Here is an 18,822-nt window from a genome sequence, read left to right on the forward strand (position 1 = left end):
GCAACAGAAACTACCAACAACAGTTGCCTTTACTAATCAATTTGCTGCCAAATTTTAATAAAATAGTCGGCGTTGCCACTGATAATTGTTTTTCCATCTGGACTAATCGCAATCGACATAACTTCGTCTGAATGTCCTTTGAGAGTGCATATTTCTTGAGTATTATTAATTTTCCAGAGCTTAATCGTCTTATCCCAACTCCCACTAATTAAAGTTTTCCCATCTGAACTGAAAGTAACCGCAGAAACTCTGTCTGTATGTCCGCTTAAAGTAGCAATTTCTCTTCCCGTTGCCAGATCCCATAATTTAATCGCGCGATTGTTCCATTTGGACTGATGGTAACTGATGAAATTTCAGCAGAATATCCCCTCAGTTCATAAAGTTCTTTTCCCGTACTTAGCTGCCAAATTTTTACTGTTTTGTCAGCACTACTGCTAACCAGGGTTTTTCCGTCGGGACTAATTGCTACAGACAAAACTTCATCTGCATGATTAGAAAACCAGTTACCGAGAGTGCGAACATTTTTAGTTTTTAAATACCAGATTTTAATACTTTTATCGCTGCTGCCACTGACTAGAAAATTGCGATCGCTCGGACACTTCTCAATATTGCTTTTTTAACTTTAATTCTGCTGCTTTTTTTAGATCGGCTTCAGCTCTTCTTTCAAAGCCTAATTTAGAGAAAATAAAGCCGCGATATTGATAGGCTTTAATACAATTGGAATCGAGACGAATGGCGACAGAAAATTCCGCGATCGCGTCTTGATAAAGTTCTTTTTGGGCATAGTTAACTCCCTCTTGATAGTGAGTTTCGGGAGTCGATCGCTGAGTCGAAAATTTCGATCCAACTTTTGAAGTTGACGCAGTTGTTGAAGAATTTACGCTTGGTTGATAATTCCTCAGTACCTCATAGGCTTCGAGAATTTTTTTAAATTTCTCTGCCGCCTCTTTTTGTTCCCGAGAGTTATTGGGAAAGCGATCTGGATGCCAAGTTTTGGCAAGCTGGCGATAAGCTTTTTTAACCTCTTCTGGAGAGGCATTTGGGATAAGTCCAAGAATTTCGTAGTACCAATGGTATTGACTCATTTTTGGAAGTTTTATGGCAATCTCCTTTTACGTCACTACAACAATTGGAAAAATAATATCTGTCCGATCTCGCTCTACCCTAACCGGTTATCCTAAAAGTATAGAATGTCATGTTGAGCGAAGCGAAACATCTCAATAGACTTCTGGCAAAGGTCATTAAGATCAAAAATTTAAAAAGTTTTTTTGGTTCTGGTTAAATATTAAGTAATATTAACAATTTGAGATTGACTATTACCCGTGAAATCACAACCGTTACCACCACTGAGCCATAATTCGAGCAAACCGATAAAAGACCCGCAATTACCAACGATCCTAGCAGATAGCCTAACCGTCTTTTGGGGAGAATGGTTGAAGTTGCGATCGCGCATCGTGCAAATCGCTTCAACGGGATTAATCTCGCCTTTAATTTACATTTTCGCCTTCGGTTTGGGATTGGGCGGCGTCCTCGATCGCGCAATGAAACCGCCAGTAGGAGATAATTACCTAGAGTTTATTTTGCCAGGAATGGTCGCGCTGTCTTCTATGACCATCAGCTTTGGAGGCACGACTTTTTCAATTTGCGGAGAACGCCTTTTTACTAAAACCTTTGAGGAAATCTTGCTTCTGCCAGTACATCCGCTTGCCTTACATCTTGGCAAAATGTTGGCAGGAATCGCGCGGGGACTGATGACTTCGGGTTCGGTTATTTTGGTGGCAGTGCTGTTTACTGGAAAAATCGGTAGTTTTCTCAATCCTTTATTTTTGTTGCTACTAACGCTCAATTGTGCCGTTTTCGCAGGGTTGGGAGTAATTATAGGATTGCGAGTTAAGTCTCTCGAAAGCGTAGGACTTTACAACAATTTTCTGATCGTTCCCATGTCCTTCTTAGGTGGAACCTTCTTCGATCCCACTACCTTGCCAGTCGCCCTTAAAATAATAGTCTATTGCCTGCCTCTAACCTATACCAGCGTCGGTTTGCGTGCGGCGGCGTATTCTTCCTTGTCTCAATTCCCTTGGTATTCCCTTCCTATCTTACTGATTGCCGCGATCGCGCTTTCTGTGGCAGGGGCTTATCAATTTTCCCACCAGCAGGATTGAAAGGGACTAGGGAGTGTGGGGAGATAATTAACGACTAACCACTAACTACTAACTAATCCCCAATCCAAGATCTAAAATCCTTTCATCTCCAATCCAAAATCCGCCGTTCTCCTTGAAGCGGTTCAAGGAGCGTGCGGCGGCTTCGCCAAAATCGAAAATCCAAAATCAAAAAACTGGTTACTGATGAACTTCTTTTTGGATCTCGGCTAACATCATGCGTAAAGCTTGGTCGTGCAGCCAACCGACGAAACCGCTGTAGAGACAGTTTTCCTCGCGATCGGCTACAAAAATATGCTGGATTTGCAATGGATTGTTCCAAGTTCGAATCGTAATGCCATTGTTGAAAGTGATATGGATCTTCGATCGCCAGAAATCTCTGGGATGGGTATCCGTCATCCCTGGAAGCGATTGCAAGCGTTGAATTAAGTGTTTTGAGAAATCGGGTTTTGGAGCGACCGTTACGAGCGGATTAGCCCAAAAATCGCGAATGAGATCTACTAGATCGGGATGATTTTTCAGGGCGGCGTGAGAGATTCCTTTTAGACAGACAAACTTGACGGGATCGAACTTAGTTGTCTCGACGGCAATCGTGCCATCGCTACCGCTGTCGATATCTCCAGCGATGACTAGCGTTGGAATTTTTGCGGCGATTCGTTGCGCGATCGCTCTGCGATTGATGCCCAAATCCCTTGCGATGCCAATACCGATGCCTAGCGGATCGATCGCGCGGGCAAGATCTGCTCCTCCCACCGGAGAGGCAACTAATACTAATGACTCTACCTTCGATCGCAGTTTCGGGTAGCGATCGAGAACTTCGAGCCAAATTAAGCCACCCATTGAATGACCGACAATCCTAATGGAGGCGTCGGGATAGCTGGCAACTGTCTCGATTGCAACTCGTGCGACATGCTCGATGAGGGGTTCGATCCACAGCCAGGTTTTCAAATAGCCCAGATTGGGAGCAATAACGAGAGTTTTTGGCGTGGCTAAGGCTTTTTTGGCAAATTGAGCGATCGCGCGGTTGGTATCTGCCCATCCGTGTTGGGCAAAGAGAATGTAATCTGAGGACATAAAAGATTCGATAGGGCTAGAGAATTTCCTGGCGCGATCGCGCGGATATTAGACTTCTTGCTGAAGTTGGGAAAGGGAAATTAAATTTTGTGCTTGAAAGCAGGAGGTCTATTCTTATTATGCAAGAGGCTGACGAGAATTGGCTTATACCAATTTTCAGGTTTTCGCGATCGGCATTCTTCTCCCCTCTCCCAAATAGGGAGAGGAGTTGGGGGTGAGAGAGATCGACTCTCTGTGTCATTAATGAATGAAAATGGTATTAACTGCCAGTCCAGTTGTGCAGTTGTGCGATCGTTGCCAAAAATCGAAGCGGCGATCGCATTTGAAGCCGCCTCTTGTCATCGATACTCAAAGCTTGCACCTTTCCACCAATTCTATGACGATAGCCAAAGTCCTCTTAAGAGGACTTTGGCTATCAGCTAGGAACTTCATCCTGGCTTAGATAGGCATAATCGCGACTCGGATAACCGCATCGTTATAGTCGGCATCGCCGCCATTGACGAGATCCTCGAAACCGAAGGTATTGTCTCCGAGCAATCGCAGATGATCGAAGCCATCCGCATTTGACGCTAGGAAGGGGAAGTAAGCTTGCGATTGGAAACCGTCAGCAAGAATATAGGGTGCATAGAAAATACCGCCTTCAATATTGACTGTCGCAGAAGTCGTGTCTTTGTCAAACTGACCGACATTTTGAGCTAGCGCCGCCTCTGCATACCCTGGCTGACCTGGAGTTATCAAAGCGCCGGTTAGGGGATCGCGCACCGCTCCAGTAGCATCTTCTAGGCGATAAAGACCTACAATATTGTCGTAGGAAGCTTCTTGGAAGATAGATATCTGAGCTTGCAAGGTTTGCCCAGTCAACTCGCTCAAATCCAGCAGTTCCCGTTGACCATCTCCTTGCAGTTTACTGCCGATGGGAACGGGTTTGTCGGTCACTTCCACGGTCAGCCGCATGTCGTTAAAGTCGCGATCGCTCCTCCGACCGCGATCTTCCCAACCGAGAGAGAAAGCACCCTCGACTTTACCGACTTCGAGATGGTTGAAATTATCGTTATTGGCTTCAGCCGTAGCAAAGAAGACGTTATCGGGAATCTCGCCTGCATCGATGCGAGCGAGAGTTGCATCGACAGTACTATCCTGTACGAAGAAGAAATTCAGGAGGTCGTCAGATCGGAAGCCTTCCATGATGCGGGTGGGATTTTCGCCGAACAATTGGGAATACCCACTCAAGGAGGAGAAGATAACGCGACCCGATCGCAGTGCCGTCTCTACGTAACCCGCTTCGCCCGGAGCAATGCCGTCAATGGTACCGTTTTCATCATCGACTGCAAAGAAGCCTACCTCGCTGACTAAATCTGCCTGGTTTTCAGTGAGAGTAAATTTGAGCCGCACTTCGGGCGCTACATTGACGTTGACCGTCGCGGTTTCTTCGTTACCGTCGGGATCGCTAACGGTGTAGGAGAAGGTATCGGTGAACGGTTGGAAGTTACCTCTGATGGAGAATAGACCTCGATTGCCCGATCGATTGAGGCTAAAAACGCTTTCTCCCTGGTTGTTAGGCGCGTAGAAAAGGCGATCGTCGCTGGGATCGTCGGGCGTGCCATTGTCATCGATCCTGACCGTCCCTCGCAGCCCTTGCGTCACGCTGACGATGCGCAAGGCTTGTCGGTTGGGATCGCTGTCGTTGCCCAAGACGTTAATGAATATGCCTGCACCAGGAATGACAGAAACATCGTCATCGGCAGCATTGGGTCGATTGGGGTCTACCTTGACAGAAACAATCGCTTCATAAGAATTGCCCAACGCATCGATCGCGGTGTAAGTAAATTCGTCTTTCCCTTCAAAACCGGGATTGGGCGTATAGACGAGAAAGTCGTCGCTGGGATCGTTGGGAGTACCATTGTCATTGATGGTAACGGTTCCGTTGGCTGGGTTGGTAACCGAACCGATCCTCAGTCCCCTGCTATCGTTGTCGAGAACTCGAATATTAACGGGTTCGTTCGGCGGCGTGGCAATACTGTCGTCTTTGGCAGGAGAGGGATTTCTGACGGCGACAGCCACGTTAGCGGTAAACTCGTTACCTTGAGCATCTCTGGCGGTATAGCTAAAGCTATCGCTGCCTGTGAAGCCAGGATTGGGCGTATAGACGAGGAAGTCGTCTGTAGGGTCGTTGGGCGTGCCGTTGTCGTTAATGGTAACGGTCCCGTTGGCTGGATTGGTAATCGAGCTAATTCTTAGTCCCTCAGCATCGTTATTGAGAACGTTGAGGAAAATCGGCGTATCCCTAAGCGCCCTGCCGCGATCGTCTGCGGCTTGGACTAGGGGGGGATTAGAGTCTCGATCGGGAAGGCGATTATCAGTGCGATCGGGGATGCCGTTGCCGTCTTGGTCGAGGTTGGGATTGAGGGGCACCCCTCCTGTTGCCGGATCGACGCTATCGGCTAGTCCGTCGCCGTTGCTGTCGCTGAAGTTATCCACTTGGCCGTCATTGTTGGCATCGACTCCGCCGGCTTCGACGAGGTCGAACTGTCCGTCGCCGTCGCTGTCGAGGTCTTGGAAATCTCTGATGCCATCGCCGTCGCTGTCGGGCGCGGACAGGGGCGTGCCATTGGTGGTTGGATCGACGCTGTCAGCTAGTCCATCGCCGTTGCTATCGATGAAGTTGTCGATAATTCCGTCGCCGTTAGCATCGATGCCTCCTGCTTCTATAACGTCGGTAATGCCGTCGTTGTCGCTGTCGCGATCGCGGAAATCGCTGACGCCATCGCCGTCGCTGTCGGGCACGGGCAAGGCTGTTCCTCCAGCAGCCGGATCGACGCTATCGGCTAAACCATTGCCGTTGCTATCGTTGAAGTTATCTATTCTGCCGTCGCCGTTAGCATCAACTCCGCCCGCCTCGACGAGATCGCTAATGCCGTCGTTGTCGCTGTCGAGGTCGAAACTGTCGGGAATCCCATCGCCGTCGGTGTCTCTGGTAGGATCTCCTTGTTGTTCGATGCTATCTAAAATGCCGTCGTTGTCGTCGTCGAGGTCGGCGCTATCGGGAATGCCATCCCCATCAAAGTCTCCATTATCTAGGCGGTCGGCTAGTCCATTGCCATTGCTGTCGAGGCTGGGATTGAGAGGCACCCCGCCCGTTTTGGGATCGATGCTATCTGCGAGTCCATCGCCGTTGCTGTCACTGAAATTATCGACAATGCCATCGCCGTTAGTATCAACTCCGCCCGCTTCGACGAGATCGGCAACGCCATCGTTGTCGCTATCGCGATCGCGAAAATCTCTGATGCCATCGCCGTCTGTATCGGGTACGGATAAGGGAGTGCCTCCAGTTGATGAGCTAACTCTGTCTGCTATACCGTCTCGGTTACTATCGATGAAATTATCGATAATGCCATCGCCGTTAGCGTCGATGCCTCCGGCTTCTATGACATCGGTAATGCCGTCGTTATCGCTGTCGAGGTCTTGAAAATCTCTGACGCCATCGCCATCGGTGTCGGGTGCGGGCAACGGAGATCCTTCTACGCTGTCGGCTACTCCATTCCCATTGCTATCGCTGAAGTTATCGACAATTCCGTCGCCGTTAGCATCAACTCCGCCCGCCTCGACGAGATCGCTAATGCCGTCGTTGTCGCTGTCGAGGTCGAAACTGTCGGGAATCCCATCGCCGTCGGTGTCTCTGGTAGGATCTCCTTGTTGTTCGATGCTATCTAAAATGCCGTCGTTGTCGTCGTCGAGGTCGGCGCTATCGGGAATGCCATCCCTATCAAAGTCTCCATTATCTAGGCGGTCGGCTAGTCCATTGCCGTCTTGGTCGAGGTTGGGATTGAGGGGCACCCCTCCTGTTGCCGGATCGACGCTATCGGCTAGTCCGTCGCCGTTGCTGTCGCTGAAGTTATCCACTTGGCCGTCATTGTTGGCATCGACTCCGCCGGCTTCGACGAGGTCGAACTGTCCGTCGCCGTCGCTGTCGAGGTCTTGGAAATCTCTGATGCCATCGCCGTCGCTGTCGGGCGCGGACAGGGGCGTGCCATTGGTGGTTGGATCGACGCTGTCGGCTAATCCGTTGCCATTGCTATCGCTGAAGTTGTCGATAATTCCGTCGCCGTTAGCGTCGATGCCTCCCGCTTCGACGAGATCGCTAATGCCGTCGTTGTCGCTGTCGAGGTCTTGAAAATCTCTGACTCCATCGCCGTCGGTATCGGGAAGGGATAGGGGTACTCCTCCCGTTTTGGAATCGACGAGATCTGCCAACCCGTCGCTGTTACTGTCGCTGAGGTTATCTAAAATGCCATCGCCGTTAGCGTCGATGCCGCCGGCTTCGACGAGATCGGCAATGCCGTCATTGTCGCTATCGAGGTCTTGGAAATCTCTGACGCCATCGCCGTCGGTATCGGGGACGGGCAACGGAGATCCCTCTATGCCATCGGCTAATCCGTTGCCATTACTATCGCTGAAGCTATCGATAATTCCATCACCGTTAGTATCAACTTCGCCGGCTTCGATTACATCGGCAATGCCGTCGTTATCGCTGTCAAGGTCTTGAAAATCGCTGATTCCATCGCCATCTGTGTCGGGCACAGACAGGGCTGTTCCTCCCGCCGCTGGGTCAACGCTGTCTGCCAGTCCATTGCCGTTGCTGTCGCTGAAGTTATCGACAATTCCGTCGCCGTTAGTATCAACTCCGCCGGCTTCGACGAGATCGCTAATGCCGTCGTTGTCACTGTCGAGGTCGAGGTTGTCGAGAATCCCGTCGCCGTCCGTATCGCGATTCGGATCTCCGTTTTGCTCGGTGTTATCTAAGATGCCGTCATTATCGCTGTCGAGGTCGCGATAATTGGCTACGCCGTCGCCATCTGTATTAAGCACGGGTAGAGGCGTACCTCCTGAACTCGGATCGACGCTGTCTCCCAGTCCGTTAGCATTTCCGTCGCTAAAATTATCTATCTCGCCATTATTGTCGGTATCGGTTCCGCCTGCTTCGAGCAAATCGAAAAGACCGTCGCCATCGCTATCTAAGTCTTGGAAATCTGGAACTCCATCGCCGTCGCTACTGGCAAGGGTATAGTTGAGACTGCCGGAGTCGGAAGTAGTTTCAACGGCATCGGCAAGACCGTTGGCTCCGAAGCCAGAGTCTATAATTCCATCATTATTGCTATCGAGAGCTGCGATTTGAGCATCGCTCAGACCGCTTTCGCGTAGATCGGTAATGCCGTCGTTGTCGCTATCGAGGTCGATACTGTCGATAATCCCGTCGCCGTCCGTGTCACGGTTAGGATCTCCATTTTGCTCGACGGCATCAGGAATGCCATCATTATCGTCGTCGAGGTCATTGACATTGATAATGCCGTCTCCATCGGTATCTGCACTAACGTTGATAGTGCTGGTAACGGGGCTACTGGTTGCGGTTCCGTCATTGGCAGTAAAAGTGAAAACGCGATCGCCATCTGTTGGCGTTGGCTTATTGTTTTGGTAGGTAATGCCCCGCAACAAAGCTGTGAAATCGGCATTGGGAATAATCCCCCCGCCTTGTTTGGTAATAGTAATCGTACTGCTGCTAACGGAGATATCAATAGGCGTATTTCCTGCCGTACCACTAGCGCTGCCATCGACTAGAGGAACTGCTGTTCCGCCGATGGTTAGAATTTCATTAGCTCCATCGGCTACGCCAGACAGGGCAATGGTTATTGTTTGAACCTCGTCGCCGTCGGGGTCAGTAGCCGTCGCTTCTGTAGGACTGGCAATGTTTACGGCAATGCCGCTTCCAATAACGGTATTACTGAAGTTTTGACCGCTGGCGCTGCCGTTGAGGTCGAGAGCGGGCGGGTCGGGCTGGGCGTTGACGGTGATGGCAATGCTGTCGGTATCAGTGCCACCGTTGCCATCGTCAGTTTGGATTTGAATGCTAGCCGAACCATTGAAGTTGGGACTTGGGGTAAAGATAAGTCCATTGAGGGCATTATTAACATCTGCTAGTGGACCGCTGACGGTTACAGTGTCCGTGCCATTGCCAGTGACGGTAACGTTAGCAGTACTGCCTAGCGTCAGGATACCGTTACTGGCAGTAAGGGTTACTGTTGGGCTGGAGTTAGCATCGACATCGGTAATGCTAATCCGGTTGCTATTGGCACTGTTGAAAGTGAGAGGATTGTCCTCGTTAATAGTCCCTGTAGCACTCTGAAGATTGTTGACGGGCGGATCGTTAACGCCCGCGATCGCAACGTTAACTGTCGCAGTATTTGTACCCCCACCCGCACCGTTCGAGATAGTATATTGAAACGTCTCGGTAGCTGTTTGACCAACCGCGAGGGTTTGATAAGCATTGTTGGGATTGTAGGAGAAAGTTCCGTCGGCATTCATCGTGACCGAAGTGCCGGAACCAAGGGTAATCGTGGTAGGCGTGCCCGAACTAACGGCAGTCCCATTAACCGCAGTAACTGTCAGGGGATTTGAATTAGGATCGCTATCTGCACCATTGCCGTTATCGGCTAAAACATTTCCACTGACCGAGTTATCTTCGTTCGTGGAAAAATTATCGTTATTGGCGACAGGGACGGTAATTGTTACGGGGTTAGAAAAGACGTACTCCAAATTGCCGTCTATGTCGAAGAAACGTCCTCCATTTTTGATAGCGTTATACGTGACTTGCCATGAGGAGACATTATCCCATTCATAATTGATTGCAGACGTAGGTCCGCCGTTCTCATTTGCACTGCCCTGAGCTTGTACCACACCCTGTACAGTGGTCACGACTAAATTCGTAGGGGTATTGACTGAGTATCTATTTGGGGCAGCCGATATCCTTTCTATCGGATCGGTCGTGCTGTTCCCATCTAAATCCGCAATCGTAAAAGTGGTATTAGCAAAGATTGGGTTAGTAGTCCCTGCCTCGAAGATCTCCCAGAGAATGGTAACTTGCCTTCCAGTAGAGCCAGAATCGATTATGAGCCTAATATCATTAGGATTAGTCGCCCGCGTCCATGTAAGCCCTCCTGAAGGATTTGCGGAGACGATCGTTCCCCTTAAATCAACAGAGGTGCCGTTGACGTTACCGACATTCTGATAGGTAGCCGAGAGTCCGTCTGGGGCAACTACTGGGTCGCTCGTTACTGTAATGAGAAGCTGTTGAAGCAAGCCTTTCCAGCCACTACGAACCTCCTCGCGAATAGGGATTGAAACTGCAATGGCTCCCAGGCGCTTATCTAAATGCCAATTGCCTCCAAGGGTTTGATGACCGATGGGAGTACTTGAGGCAGCAACAGAAGCTCCCGTGAGGCGATGGAGCTTTTCAATAAACTCGTCGCCCGCATCCCCAGCAGCTACGTTACAACCGTAGAGGAGAAGGTTAGGAGACGACCAAGATTGAAGCTGTTGGCTGTAGCGGTTTAGGGTATCCAAGCTCAGTTGGCTGTTGCCCAGATACAAGCAGCCAGGAGAGCCGTGAGAGATAATGTGAAGCGCGGCGACATTAGAAAATTTCTTGAGAATTCTTGTAATTTGCTCAACTCCATCCGAGCCAGAGTCGAGGATAAAAACTTTTGTTCCGGGAACAATACCGCTGACTAGGCTTTGATAGTCCTTAACAGCAGAATCGATAAAGATAACGGTCTCACCCACAAAAAACATGTAGTAATAGCTCCAATTGCTCAAACACTATGGATTACCAATCAAAACTCTCTTTCTTCACCCAAGCTAGCCACGCAACAGTCCTTTTTGAAGCTCGATCGCAAAATGATTTTTTGCCAATTGCTTTAAAAAGACTGAGTCAGCCAGATTTGTGAATTTTAATTTGCACTTCAAATATGCAATTAAGATTATATAAATGAATGTTTGTATTATTCCAGCGAATAATTATAAAAAAAGTTAAGATTCTAGTTTGCTTTTTTTGACAACTTATTATTATTGCGATCGCGTCTATGGTTGCGCTGAATAAAGAGATGAAATTTATCCTCAAAAAAATATGAAAAAATGAAGTCTGTCTTCTGGTTGAGTGACAAATCTTTGTCCCCTCATCCCTAAATCCCTTCTCCCACAAGAGGTGAAGGGACTTCAGTCCAAAGTCTTAAGTTAAAAGCTCCTATCCCGTTCTGGGAGAGGGGTTGGGGTGAGGACGATTTGAGTTTTGTCACTCAACTAGGTCTGTCTTAGAATCCCAAAAGTATAGAATGTCGAAGATCTTCTGCAATTTCGTCATGTTGAGCTTAGCGAGAGCGAAGCGAAACATCTGATAGCATTTTGGATGAAAGGATTTTGAAAGGTACTTCTAAAGCTCCTTCGCTTTTGCTCGGGACGCTTTACGTCTTGCCCGCTAAAGCCGGTTCGCGAGCAAGATGCTCGCACTACAATTACCTATTTAGGATGCTCCCTATACTTAAATCTTGCACCAGCTTTTCATCTACCAAGAAATAAATTTCTTGGCTGATAGCTCAAGTCAGATAAATCTGACTGCAAGAAAAGTTAAGTCTGTTTAAAATGAGATCTTGCACTATTCCCAACAACTGCTCTTGTAATGAATTTCCTGGGCGATCGAAAAAGTCTTCTAAAGAAGACTCGATAGGAATTTCAGTCGATTTTAATCGAGTTGCGCTTTGAGCCTAGAACTAAAGTTCTAGGCGTTGATGCCAAAGGTACAAGATCTCAGGATATTTACTGTTGTTTAAGTCGTTGACGAGTTTTAGAAACTCTCCAGGTGGCTATTTTCCGGATGACTTTCTGCCGAATCCATCCACCGTTTGAGCAATCGCTAATCGGCATGCAAATGGCTGGCGAATTCTAAAATTTCATTGGCGGCGCGATCGCAAACTCCCACTTCTCCCAAACAAGCACGCATTTGTGCGTAATCGGCTAAAGTTTGCTGGCGGCGATCGCGATTTAACAACAGTTCAAGCGATTCTCGAACGATCCGTTCTGGAGTCGCTTCTTCTTGGAAAAGTTCTGGCACGATAGACTTCATGACGACCAAATTGGGCGGCGACATGAAGGGAATGGAAAAATTCAGTAAATTGCGGGCAATCCAGATCGTGATGGGGCTAACCCGATAGAGAACCACTTGAGGGACGTTGAGTAAGGCGATTTCGAGATTAACCGTTCCCGACTTGGTAATGGCTAAATCGGCGGCGGCGATTGCTTCTAGCGTCTTGCCCTCAAGTAAAGTTGCTTGCAAACCATAGTCTTTAACCACCGCTGCGATCGCGCTGCGATAAGCTTCTAAAGAGAGGGGAATCCAGAAATGAACTTGAGGTAATTTAGCTTGTATTTGTTTAGCTGCCTCGCAGATGACGGGGAGAAGATATTTCAACTCTTGCTTGCGGGAAGCGGGAAGAAGGGCAATGGCTAGTCGATCTGGTTCGATTCCCAACAATTGACGTGCTTGTTCGCGACTCGGTGCCGTCTCAATGCGATCTAACAAGGGATGACCTACCCAACTGACCAACACGCCTTTCTCCTGAAAATAACGAGCCTCTCCTGGAAAAATTGCCAACAATCGGTCTATGATTTGAACCAATTGCTTGCTTTTCTGGGTCAGTATTTGGTTAGTAAGTTTAAATAATCCTTGGTTATTTTCTAGTAAAGGTGCCCAAACCCAATCTTGAGGGGCAATATAATAAACAATAGGAATTTGCGGCAAATGCTGACGAACGTAACTGCCAATCGCTAAATTAGGTTCGAGATAATCAATTAATATTAATAAATCGGGTGGATTTTGTTGCAAATCTTGTTTGGCACGATGCTGAATTTTTAGGGTCGGTAAAACAAAGGGCAAAGATTCGATCGGTCCTATAGAACCAATTGCCGTCGTATTTTCCAACAGTTTCGCCCCTGCTGCTGCCATGCGATCGCCTCCCAAGGCAACAATTTCTAATTCTATATTCCTGGCTTTTGCCTGGCGTTTCAGGGCATCGACTAGCATTGCCCCTTGCAAATCTCCAGAAACCTCGCCCGTACTGATAAAAATGCGCATGCCGTTATTGGTGATTGGTAATTGGAGATGAAAGGATTTTGGATTGAGGAGTAGTTAGTAGTTAGTGATTAGTTTTCTCCCCTTGTCTCCTTGTCTCCCGTCTCCCCGTCTCCCCGTCTCAAAAGTCTCCCACACTTCCCATACTCTCTCATCTCCCCGGAATTGGCCCTCGCCGTCCTTCGCCGGAGATAGAGGACTGTAAAAAGCGATGAAAGTGCTGGATATATTCGTTATGAGGCAGCAATTCCAGTTGCTCTAAGGCTTCTTGAAGCGTTTTATCGGAACGGTAGAGAAGACGGAAAGCTTTTTTAAGATGTCCGATTTCCTCGGAACTCAAACCCGCTCGTTGCAAACCGACCAAATTGAGCGATCGCACTCTGGCTGGATTTCCTTCTACTATCGTATAGGGCGGTACGTCCCGCTCGATTCGGCTCATTCCGCCTACCATTGACAGACTGCCAACGCGAACGAATTGATGAACGCCCAATACGCCGCTTATCCTGGCTTTTGATTCGATATGAATGTGACCTGCTAAAGCCACGGAATTAGCAATAACTACTTCGTCTTCGATTATGCAGTTATGGGCGACGTGGGCATAAGCCATCAGTAAATTATTATTGCCAATAACAGTGGCTTCTCCTTCATCGGTTGCCCGGTTTATCGTTACATACTCGCGAATTTGATTATTATCGCCAACTTTTACCCAGCTAGCTGCTCCCTTATACTTCAAGTCTTGAGGTTCCGAACCGATAACAGCGCCAGGAAAAATGCGATTGCTTTCTCCGATTTTTGTGGGTCCTTCGAGAACGACATGGGCACCGATAGTTGTTTGGGCGCCAATGGTTACTTTTTCTCCGATTACTGCGTAGGGACCGACTCGAACGGTTGGATGCAGTTCGGCCTTGGGATTAATTACAGCAGTAGGATGAATTAACGTATTCAACGGGACATCTCCGATGCGTTAGTAGGTCAGCATTGAACCAAGTAATAGCTTATATCAAGATTAACGTTAAAGAGAATTTGGAAGTTTCTAGCGATCGCCCAATCTTAACCTGAGTTAGCACAAGAAAAAAGGCAGGCTTGCCTTGCCTGCCCAAACTTAGAATTATCGGCAATGTTTACTTCACGCTGACTTTTGCACCGACTCCTTCGAGCTTTTTCTTGATTTCTTCAGCATCTTCTTTTTTGATGCCTTCTTTAAGAGGCTTGGGAGTGGCTTCAACCAAATCTTTGGCTTCCTTGAGACCTAAACCAGTGATGGTACGGACTTCTTTAAGAACGGCAATCTTCTTATCGGCAGGTACTTCTTCAAGGATGACATCAAATTCGGTTTTTTCTTCTACGGCTTCAGCGGGCGCAGCAGCAGCACCAGGAGCAGCCATCACCATGCCGCCAACAGGTGCAGCAGCGCTTACGCCGAAGGTTTCTTCGATTTGTTTGACTAGCTCGGCGGCTTCTAAAAGGGTCAGAGATTTTAGTTTTTCCAAAATTTCATCGGTTGCAGCTGACATTTTTCTATTCCTTTTCAGTAATTGTGTACGAGTTGTATGAGTTTTGGTAGTGGTCAGTGGTTGGTGAAAGACTAACTATTCACCAATAACTACTAACTAGCAGCATCGCCTTGTTCTTTTTCGGCATAGGCTTGCAGGGCGCGTGCAAAAGAAGAGGGAACTTCGTTGATACCAACGGCAATCTTGGTTGCCAAGGCGTTAATTGCGCCAGCAATTTGCCCGATCGATTGTTCCTTAGAGGGCAAGTCAGCCAGTGCCTCGACTTGAGCTTTGGTCAAGGCGCGACCTTCCATGACGCCACCGCGTAGTTCGGTTTTCTTTTTGTCTTTTTGGAAGCTCTTGTAAGCTTTGACTGCCCCTCCAACATCTTCTTTGACCGTCATCAAAGCAGAAGCGCCCTTGAGAAACTCCTGCATGGGCTGCCAGTTGTCATCTCCTTCAACAGCGATGCGCATTAGAGTATTTTTGGCAATTTTGCAAGAGCCGCCAATAGGACGCAAACGCCTGCGCAAATCGGTAATTTCAGCTACCGATAGCCCTTGATAGTCGATGACAACGGCTAATTGCGAGTCTTTCAAGAGTTCTTTGAGATCGGCTACTACCGTCTCTTTATTCTCTTTGGTTCTTCCCATCCTGTATCACCTCCTTTGTTTTTTTGGGAAACTCGTTTCATCGGCAAAAAAGAAAACCCCTACATGATTTGCCGGGGTTTTTGATTGCCTGAATACCGCTTGCTCTCTCTATCGAGAGTACGGTAAAACTTTTTGGCATCTACCTCGGCAGGATATTAAGCAAGTTGCGCCCGCTGTCTTTGGCTCGATCCAAATGAATATTTAATTTTTTGTGTAGAGACCGACAGGTCACGTCTCTACAATAACTATGCTTCTGTCAGTTTGAGGTCGCGCAGTGCGTTGATATCGACTTGGATAGAGGGTCCCATCGAGGCAGAAACGAATACGCTGCGCCAGTAACGACCCTTAGCACCAGAAGGACGATTGCGATCGATCGTTTCTTGTAGGGCTTTGAGGTTAACTAGCAAGTCTTCGGCACTGAAGGATGCCTTACCAAACATAACATGGACGATGCCCGTTCTGTCAGCCCGAAATTCCTGTTTCCCTGCTTTGAATTCCTGAATTGCTGAAGCTAAATCTGTGGTTACCGTGCCGCCTTTAGGAGAGGGCATCAAGCCGCGAGGACCTAATAAACGCCCTAATTTTGCCACTTTGGGCATCATGTCTGGAGTCGCGATCAATACCTCAAAATCCAGCATGCCGCCTTGGATTTCGTCGATGAGTTCTTCCGAACCGACGATATCAGCCCCAGCAGCACTTGCTTCTTGCACTTTTTCTCCTCTGGCAATGACGGCAACTCGCACCGTTTGTCCCGTTCCTTTTGGGAAGGTTACGGTAGTTCGCAATTGCTGGTCGGTATATTTTGGGTCAATTCCCAAGCGAATATGGGCTTCAGCCGTTTCGTTAAATTTGGCTGTTGCAGTTTCTTTGAGAAGCTGAAGGGCTTCTAGAGGTTGATATGCTTTGTCTTCTACTTTTGCTAGCGCTTCTCTAAATCGGCGCGAAACTTTCTTTGCCATTTGTCATCTCCTTGGGTCACTAACGAAGCTATGCCTCTCCCCTTTTACTGTTTGTCTTTTGTTATTGGTACTAATGACCACTACTATTCTTTAATGTTGACGCCCATATTCTTGGCGGTGCCTGCTACGATTTTCATCGCTGCTTCAATGTCGTTGGCATTGAGATCGGGCATTTTGGTTTCGGCGATTTGTCGCAGTTGGTCGCGAGTGATAGTCGCCACGATTTTTTTGTTGGGTTCGTTGGACCCTCGTTCGATTCCGGCTGCTTTGCGGATTAATACCGAGGCAGGAGGAGTTTTGAGAACGAAGGTGAAACTACGGTCTTCAAAGACCGAAATTTCTACCGGGATAATCATGCCTGCCTGGTCGGCTGTTTTGGCATTGTATTCTTTACAAAATGCCATGATATTGACCCCATGCTGACCCAACGCCGGACCGACTGGGGGAGCTGGATTTGCTTTTCCTGCTGGAAGAGCTAGTTTAATTAGTGCTACAACTTTCTTTGCCATCGCTAGCTTTGTTTTTCTATCTGATTAAATTCCAATTCTACTGGCGTGTCTCGTCCAAAAATAGAAAGCAGTGCTTTTAGCTTGCTTCTTTCTGGAGAGACTTCTATGACTTCCCCTTGAAAATCTTTGAACGGACCTGAGAGAACTACAATTTTGTCTCCCACTTCCATGTCGATTTTGACGACGGGTTCTTGTTCTTGAGCTTGTTTGAAAATACGCTCTACTTCAGTCAAGGAAAGAGGAACTGGGGTCACGTGTCCCCGTCCTCTCCCATAGCGACGTTTTTGCTCTGCTCCAACAAAGTTAATGACGTTGGGCGTGTTTTTGACGACTTGCCAAGCTTCGTCGTCCATAACCATCTTGACTAAAATATAGCCGGGGAAGACTTTTTCTTCGCCGTGCTGGCGACTTCCATCTTTACGAACTTTGACTGTTGGTGTTTTGGGAATTTCTATCTGGATAATTCTATCGCCAACATCAAAGCTGCGAATTCGCTGCTCTAGGTTTGTTTTGACTCGTTTTTCGCATCCAGAAGCGACCTGAACGGCATACCAGCGAGCAGCTTTAGCTTTTTCTTGTTGTTGCTCTAACTCTTGCGATTCTTGTATTTCTTGCGATCGCTCGTCAGCAAAACTCATCGGAATACCTTCCCTGCGCCCCTAGCAAAAATGTTACGAGCCAAACATGAACGGTTGGTTGGCTACCCACGAGAAGAAATTATCAACTAAATAAATAACAATTGCCACTAGGCTGACCATCAGAATAACAGCCGCCGATTCGCTGAGTAATTGTTGCCGACTCGGCCAGACTACTTTAGAAAGCTCTTCTTTGGTTTCGTTGATAAACTCGCCCGCTTTCAATTTATTGTTGTCGGCTGGCTTGATTTCGGTGCTTTCTTTTTTATTAACCACGCTTACAACTCTCCCCCATTTACCAAATTCACTCTAGCAATTAACGCCTTACTGACATGGAATTTAAAATTTTAGAATCGGCTTTTAGAACTACAAACTTTAACACAAACATCTATGATAGCAAAATCTCCGATCGCGATCGCGCGAGATTTTTCTTTAATGGCAGCACTGCTGCTTCGATCGCTTCTCCTGCGAACCATTAAAAACCCACATCAAGCCGCGAGTATTGCTTTGTGCTGAGCTGCGTGCTGCCCGACGCGCCCTGGAGGACTCGAACCCCCGACATCAGGTTTTGGAGACCTGCGTTCTACCAACTGAACTAAGGACGCACGTCTAGTCCGATAAGCACAGTCCGCTTCTTAGCTTTTTTGATCGTAGCGCAATTTGAAGCGAATTGGCTTCAAATCTGCGTTGTCCTCTGAAAAATTTTAGAGAGCGCGATCGAAACGCTGTTGAACGCGGGTGGCTTTACCGACGCGATCGCGAAGATAATAAAGTTTGGCTCGGCGCACTTTACCGCGACGAATGATTTTAATGCTGGCGATTCTGGGAGAATGAAGCAAAAATACCCTTTCTACACCAACTCCCTGAAAAATCCGGCGCACGGTAATGGTTTGGTTGATGCCGCCATGGCGCTTGGCAATCACGATCCCTTCATAGGGCTGAATCCGCTCTTTGCCCCCTTCTATAATTCTCACGCCAACTCTAACCGTATCGCCAACATGAACGATTGGTAAGTCAGTTTTTAGCTGCTCGCTCTCAATCGACCTAATAATTTCTTCAGCGTTCATTGCTTTTGTAAAAACTCACGATTTTTCATTATACCTCAACTTTTCCAAAAACGAACAAAATTCAAAAGAATTTTCTGTCGAATCCAAAGCAACGGACAAAGTAGTATTGACGCTAGAGTTTGCCGAACTAGAGGCGGTAGTCGAGCAACAAGAAGTCGCTGTAGGAAATTTTGGCGCAATGGTCAAGCGCTTTAACGGTCAGACAGGGGCGTTTTTATATCTACTGTCTACTGTTTGTGCTGATGTATCTTCCTGGCGTTGCTGCGACTGAAACGATTTACCGCGAAACGAATTTGAGATAAACGACAGGTTTGGCTA

General features: G+C 47.8%; 19 protein-coding genes, 1 tRNA gene and 1 other annotated feature. Of the genes, 4 read left to right on the forward strand and 16 right to left on the reverse strand.

Features of this window, described 5'->3' with window-relative positions; all coding sequences use genetic code 11:
* Positions 1-32: 32 nt before the first annotated feature.
* From NIES593_RS25525 to NIES593_RS10605, 3 genes are read right to left on the reverse strand one after another with little or no spacing between them, the layout of a single operon-like run.
* Positions 33-347 (reverse strand): WD40 repeat domain-containing protein, encoded by a 315-nt coding sequence (locus tag NIES593_RS25525; protein ID WP_342747344.1) that lies wholly within the window; start codon positions 345-347, stop codon positions 33-35.
* Complete coding sequence (locus NIES593_RS23250; RefSeq protein ID WP_083602414.1) at positions 266-607, reverse strand: WD40 repeat domain-containing protein; 342 nt, start codon at positions 605-607, stop codon at positions 266-268. The genes NIES593_RS25525 and NIES593_RS23250 overlap by 82 nt, the downstream gene beginning before the upstream one ends.
* Positions 603-1,085: a DnaJ domain-containing protein gene (locus NIES593_RS10605; protein ID WP_073599548.1), complete on the reverse strand. Its 483-nt coding sequence runs from the start codon at positions 1,083-1,085 to the stop codon at positions 603-605. Before NIES593_RS10605 ends, NIES593_RS23250 begins: the two co-directional genes overlap by 5 nt.
* A gap of 285 nt (positions 1,086-1,370) precedes the next feature.
* On the opposite strand from NIES593_RS10605, the gene NIES593_RS10610 reads away from it, so the two are divergent.
* A complete protein-coding gene (locus NIES593_RS10610) occupies positions 1,371-2,162 on the forward strand; it encodes an ABC transporter permease (RefSeq protein ID WP_425432535.1) in 792 nt (263 codons plus the stop codon).
* A 177-nt stretch (positions 2,163-2,339) separates the two neighbouring features.
* On the opposite strand, the gene NIES593_RS10615 is transcribed toward NIES593_RS10610, so the two are convergent.
* Together NIES593_RS10615 and NIES593_RS23525 are read right to left on the reverse strand one after the other, a co-directional pair.
* On the reverse strand, positions 2,340-3,233 hold the full coding sequence (locus NIES593_RS10615; protein ID WP_073599550.1) for an alpha/beta fold hydrolase: 894 nt from the start codon (positions 3,231-3,233) through the stop codon (positions 2,340-2,342).
* Positions 3,234-3,249: 16 nt separating this feature from the next.
* Positions 3,250-3,474, reverse strand: coding sequence for a hypothetical protein (locus NIES593_RS23525; RefSeq protein ID WP_139253675.1), 225 nt, complete (start codon positions 3,472-3,474; stop codon positions 3,250-3,252).
* A 12-nt stretch (positions 3,475-3,486) separates the two neighbouring features.
* Here NIES593_RS23525 and NIES593_RS23530 point away from each other — a divergent pair, with 12 nt between their 5' ends.
* The gene (locus NIES593_RS23530) at positions 3,487-3,675 is read left to right on the forward strand and encodes a hypothetical protein (RefSeq protein ID WP_139253676.1); all 189 of its coding nucleotides are present in this window, start codon (positions 3,487-3,489) and stop codon (positions 3,673-3,675) included.
* On the opposite strand, the gene NIES593_RS10620 is transcribed toward NIES593_RS23530, so the two are convergent.
* From NIES593_RS10620 to secE, 9 genes are all read right to left on the reverse strand, one after another.
* On the reverse strand, positions 3,672-10,856 hold the full coding sequence (locus tag NIES593_RS10620; RefSeq protein WP_073599551.1) for a DUF4347 domain-containing protein: 7,185 nt from the start codon (positions 10,854-10,856) through the stop codon (positions 3,672-3,674). The genes NIES593_RS23530 and NIES593_RS10620 overlap by 4 nt on opposite strands.
* A gap of 1,117 nt (positions 10,857-11,973) precedes the next feature.
* Entirely contained in the window at positions 11,974-13,191 is a 1,218-nt protein-coding gene (gene lpxB / locus NIES593_RS10625) for a lipid-A-disaccharide synthase (RefSeq protein WP_073599552.1), read from the reverse strand.
* 148 nt (positions 13,192-13,339) lie between these two features.
* Positions 13,340-14,149, reverse strand: a complete 810-nt coding sequence (gene lpxA / locus NIES593_RS10630; RefSeq protein ID WP_342747345.1) for an acyl-ACP--UDP-N-acetylglucosamine O-acyltransferase — start codon at positions 14,147-14,149, stop codon at positions 13,340-13,342.
* Between the two features lie 160 nt (positions 14,150-14,309).
* Positions 14,310-14,702 (reverse strand): 50S ribosomal protein L7/L12, encoded by a 393-nt coding sequence (gene rplL, locus NIES593_RS10635; RefSeq protein WP_015142822.1) that lies wholly within the window; start codon positions 14,700-14,702, stop codon positions 14,310-14,312.
* 92 nt (positions 14,703-14,794) lie between these two features.
* The gene (gene rplJ / locus NIES593_RS10640) at positions 14,795-15,334 is read right to left on the reverse strand and encodes a 50S ribosomal protein L10 (protein WP_073599554.1); all 540 of its coding nucleotides are present in this window, start codon (positions 15,332-15,334) and stop codon (positions 14,795-14,797) included.
* Between the two features lie 40 nt (positions 15,335-15,374).
* Positions 15,375-15,535, reverse strand: a sequence feature (ribosomal protein L10 leader region).
* Between the two features lie 44 nt (positions 15,536-15,579).
* On the reverse strand, positions 15,580-16,293 hold the full coding sequence (gene rplA, locus NIES593_RS10645; protein WP_073599555.1) for a 50S ribosomal protein L1: 714 nt from the start codon (positions 16,291-16,293) through the stop codon (positions 15,580-15,582).
* Positions 16,294-16,376: 83 nt separating this feature from the next.
* Entirely contained in the window at positions 16,377-16,802 is a 426-nt protein-coding gene (gene rplK / locus NIES593_RS10650; protein ID WP_015142819.1) for a 50S ribosomal protein L11, read from the reverse strand.
* Positions 16,803-16,804: 2 nt separating this feature from the next.
* Positions 16,805-17,440, reverse strand: a complete 636-nt coding sequence (gene nusG, locus NIES593_RS10655) for a transcription termination/antitermination protein NusG (protein ID WP_073599556.1) — start codon at positions 17,438-17,440, stop codon at positions 16,805-16,807.
* Between the two features lie 33 nt (positions 17,441-17,473).
* Entirely contained in the window at positions 17,474-17,713 is a 240-nt protein-coding gene (gene secE, locus NIES593_RS10660; RefSeq protein WP_073599557.1) for a preprotein translocase subunit SecE, read from the reverse strand.
* Positions 17,714-17,827: 114 nt separating this feature from the next.
* On the opposite strand from secE, the gene NIES593_RS25175 reads away from it, so the two are divergent.
* A complete protein-coding gene (locus NIES593_RS25175) occupies positions 17,828-17,953 on the forward strand; it encodes a hypothetical protein (protein ID WP_281250722.1) in 126 nt (41 codons plus the stop codon).
* A 16-nt stretch (positions 17,954-17,969) separates the two neighbouring features.
* On the opposite strand, the gene NIES593_RS10665 is transcribed toward NIES593_RS25175, so the two are convergent.
* Both NIES593_RS10665 and rplS read right to left on the reverse strand, forming a co-directional pair.
* A tRNA-Trp gene (locus NIES593_RS10665) sits at positions 17,970-18,042 on the reverse strand.
* A gap of 99 nt (positions 18,043-18,141) precedes the next feature.
* Entirely contained in the window at positions 18,142-18,504 is a 363-nt protein-coding gene (rplS, locus tag NIES593_RS10670) for a 50S ribosomal protein L19 (protein WP_073599558.1), read from the reverse strand.
* Between the two features lie 106 nt (positions 18,505-18,610).
* On the opposite strand from rplS, the gene NIES593_RS24085 reads away from it, so the two are divergent.
* Complete coding sequence (locus tag NIES593_RS24085; protein ID WP_175561092.1) at positions 18,611-18,775, forward strand: hypothetical protein; 165 nt, start codon at positions 18,611-18,613, stop codon at positions 18,773-18,775.
* Positions 18,776-18,822 lie beyond the last annotated feature (47 nt).

Origin of the sequence: Hydrococcus rivularis NIES-593, assembly GCF_001904635.1 — a bacterium.
In the GTDB taxonomy this organism is placed as follows: domain Bacteria; phylum Cyanobacteriota; class Cyanobacteriia; order Cyanobacteriales; family Microcystaceae; genus Hydrococcus; species Hydrococcus rivularis.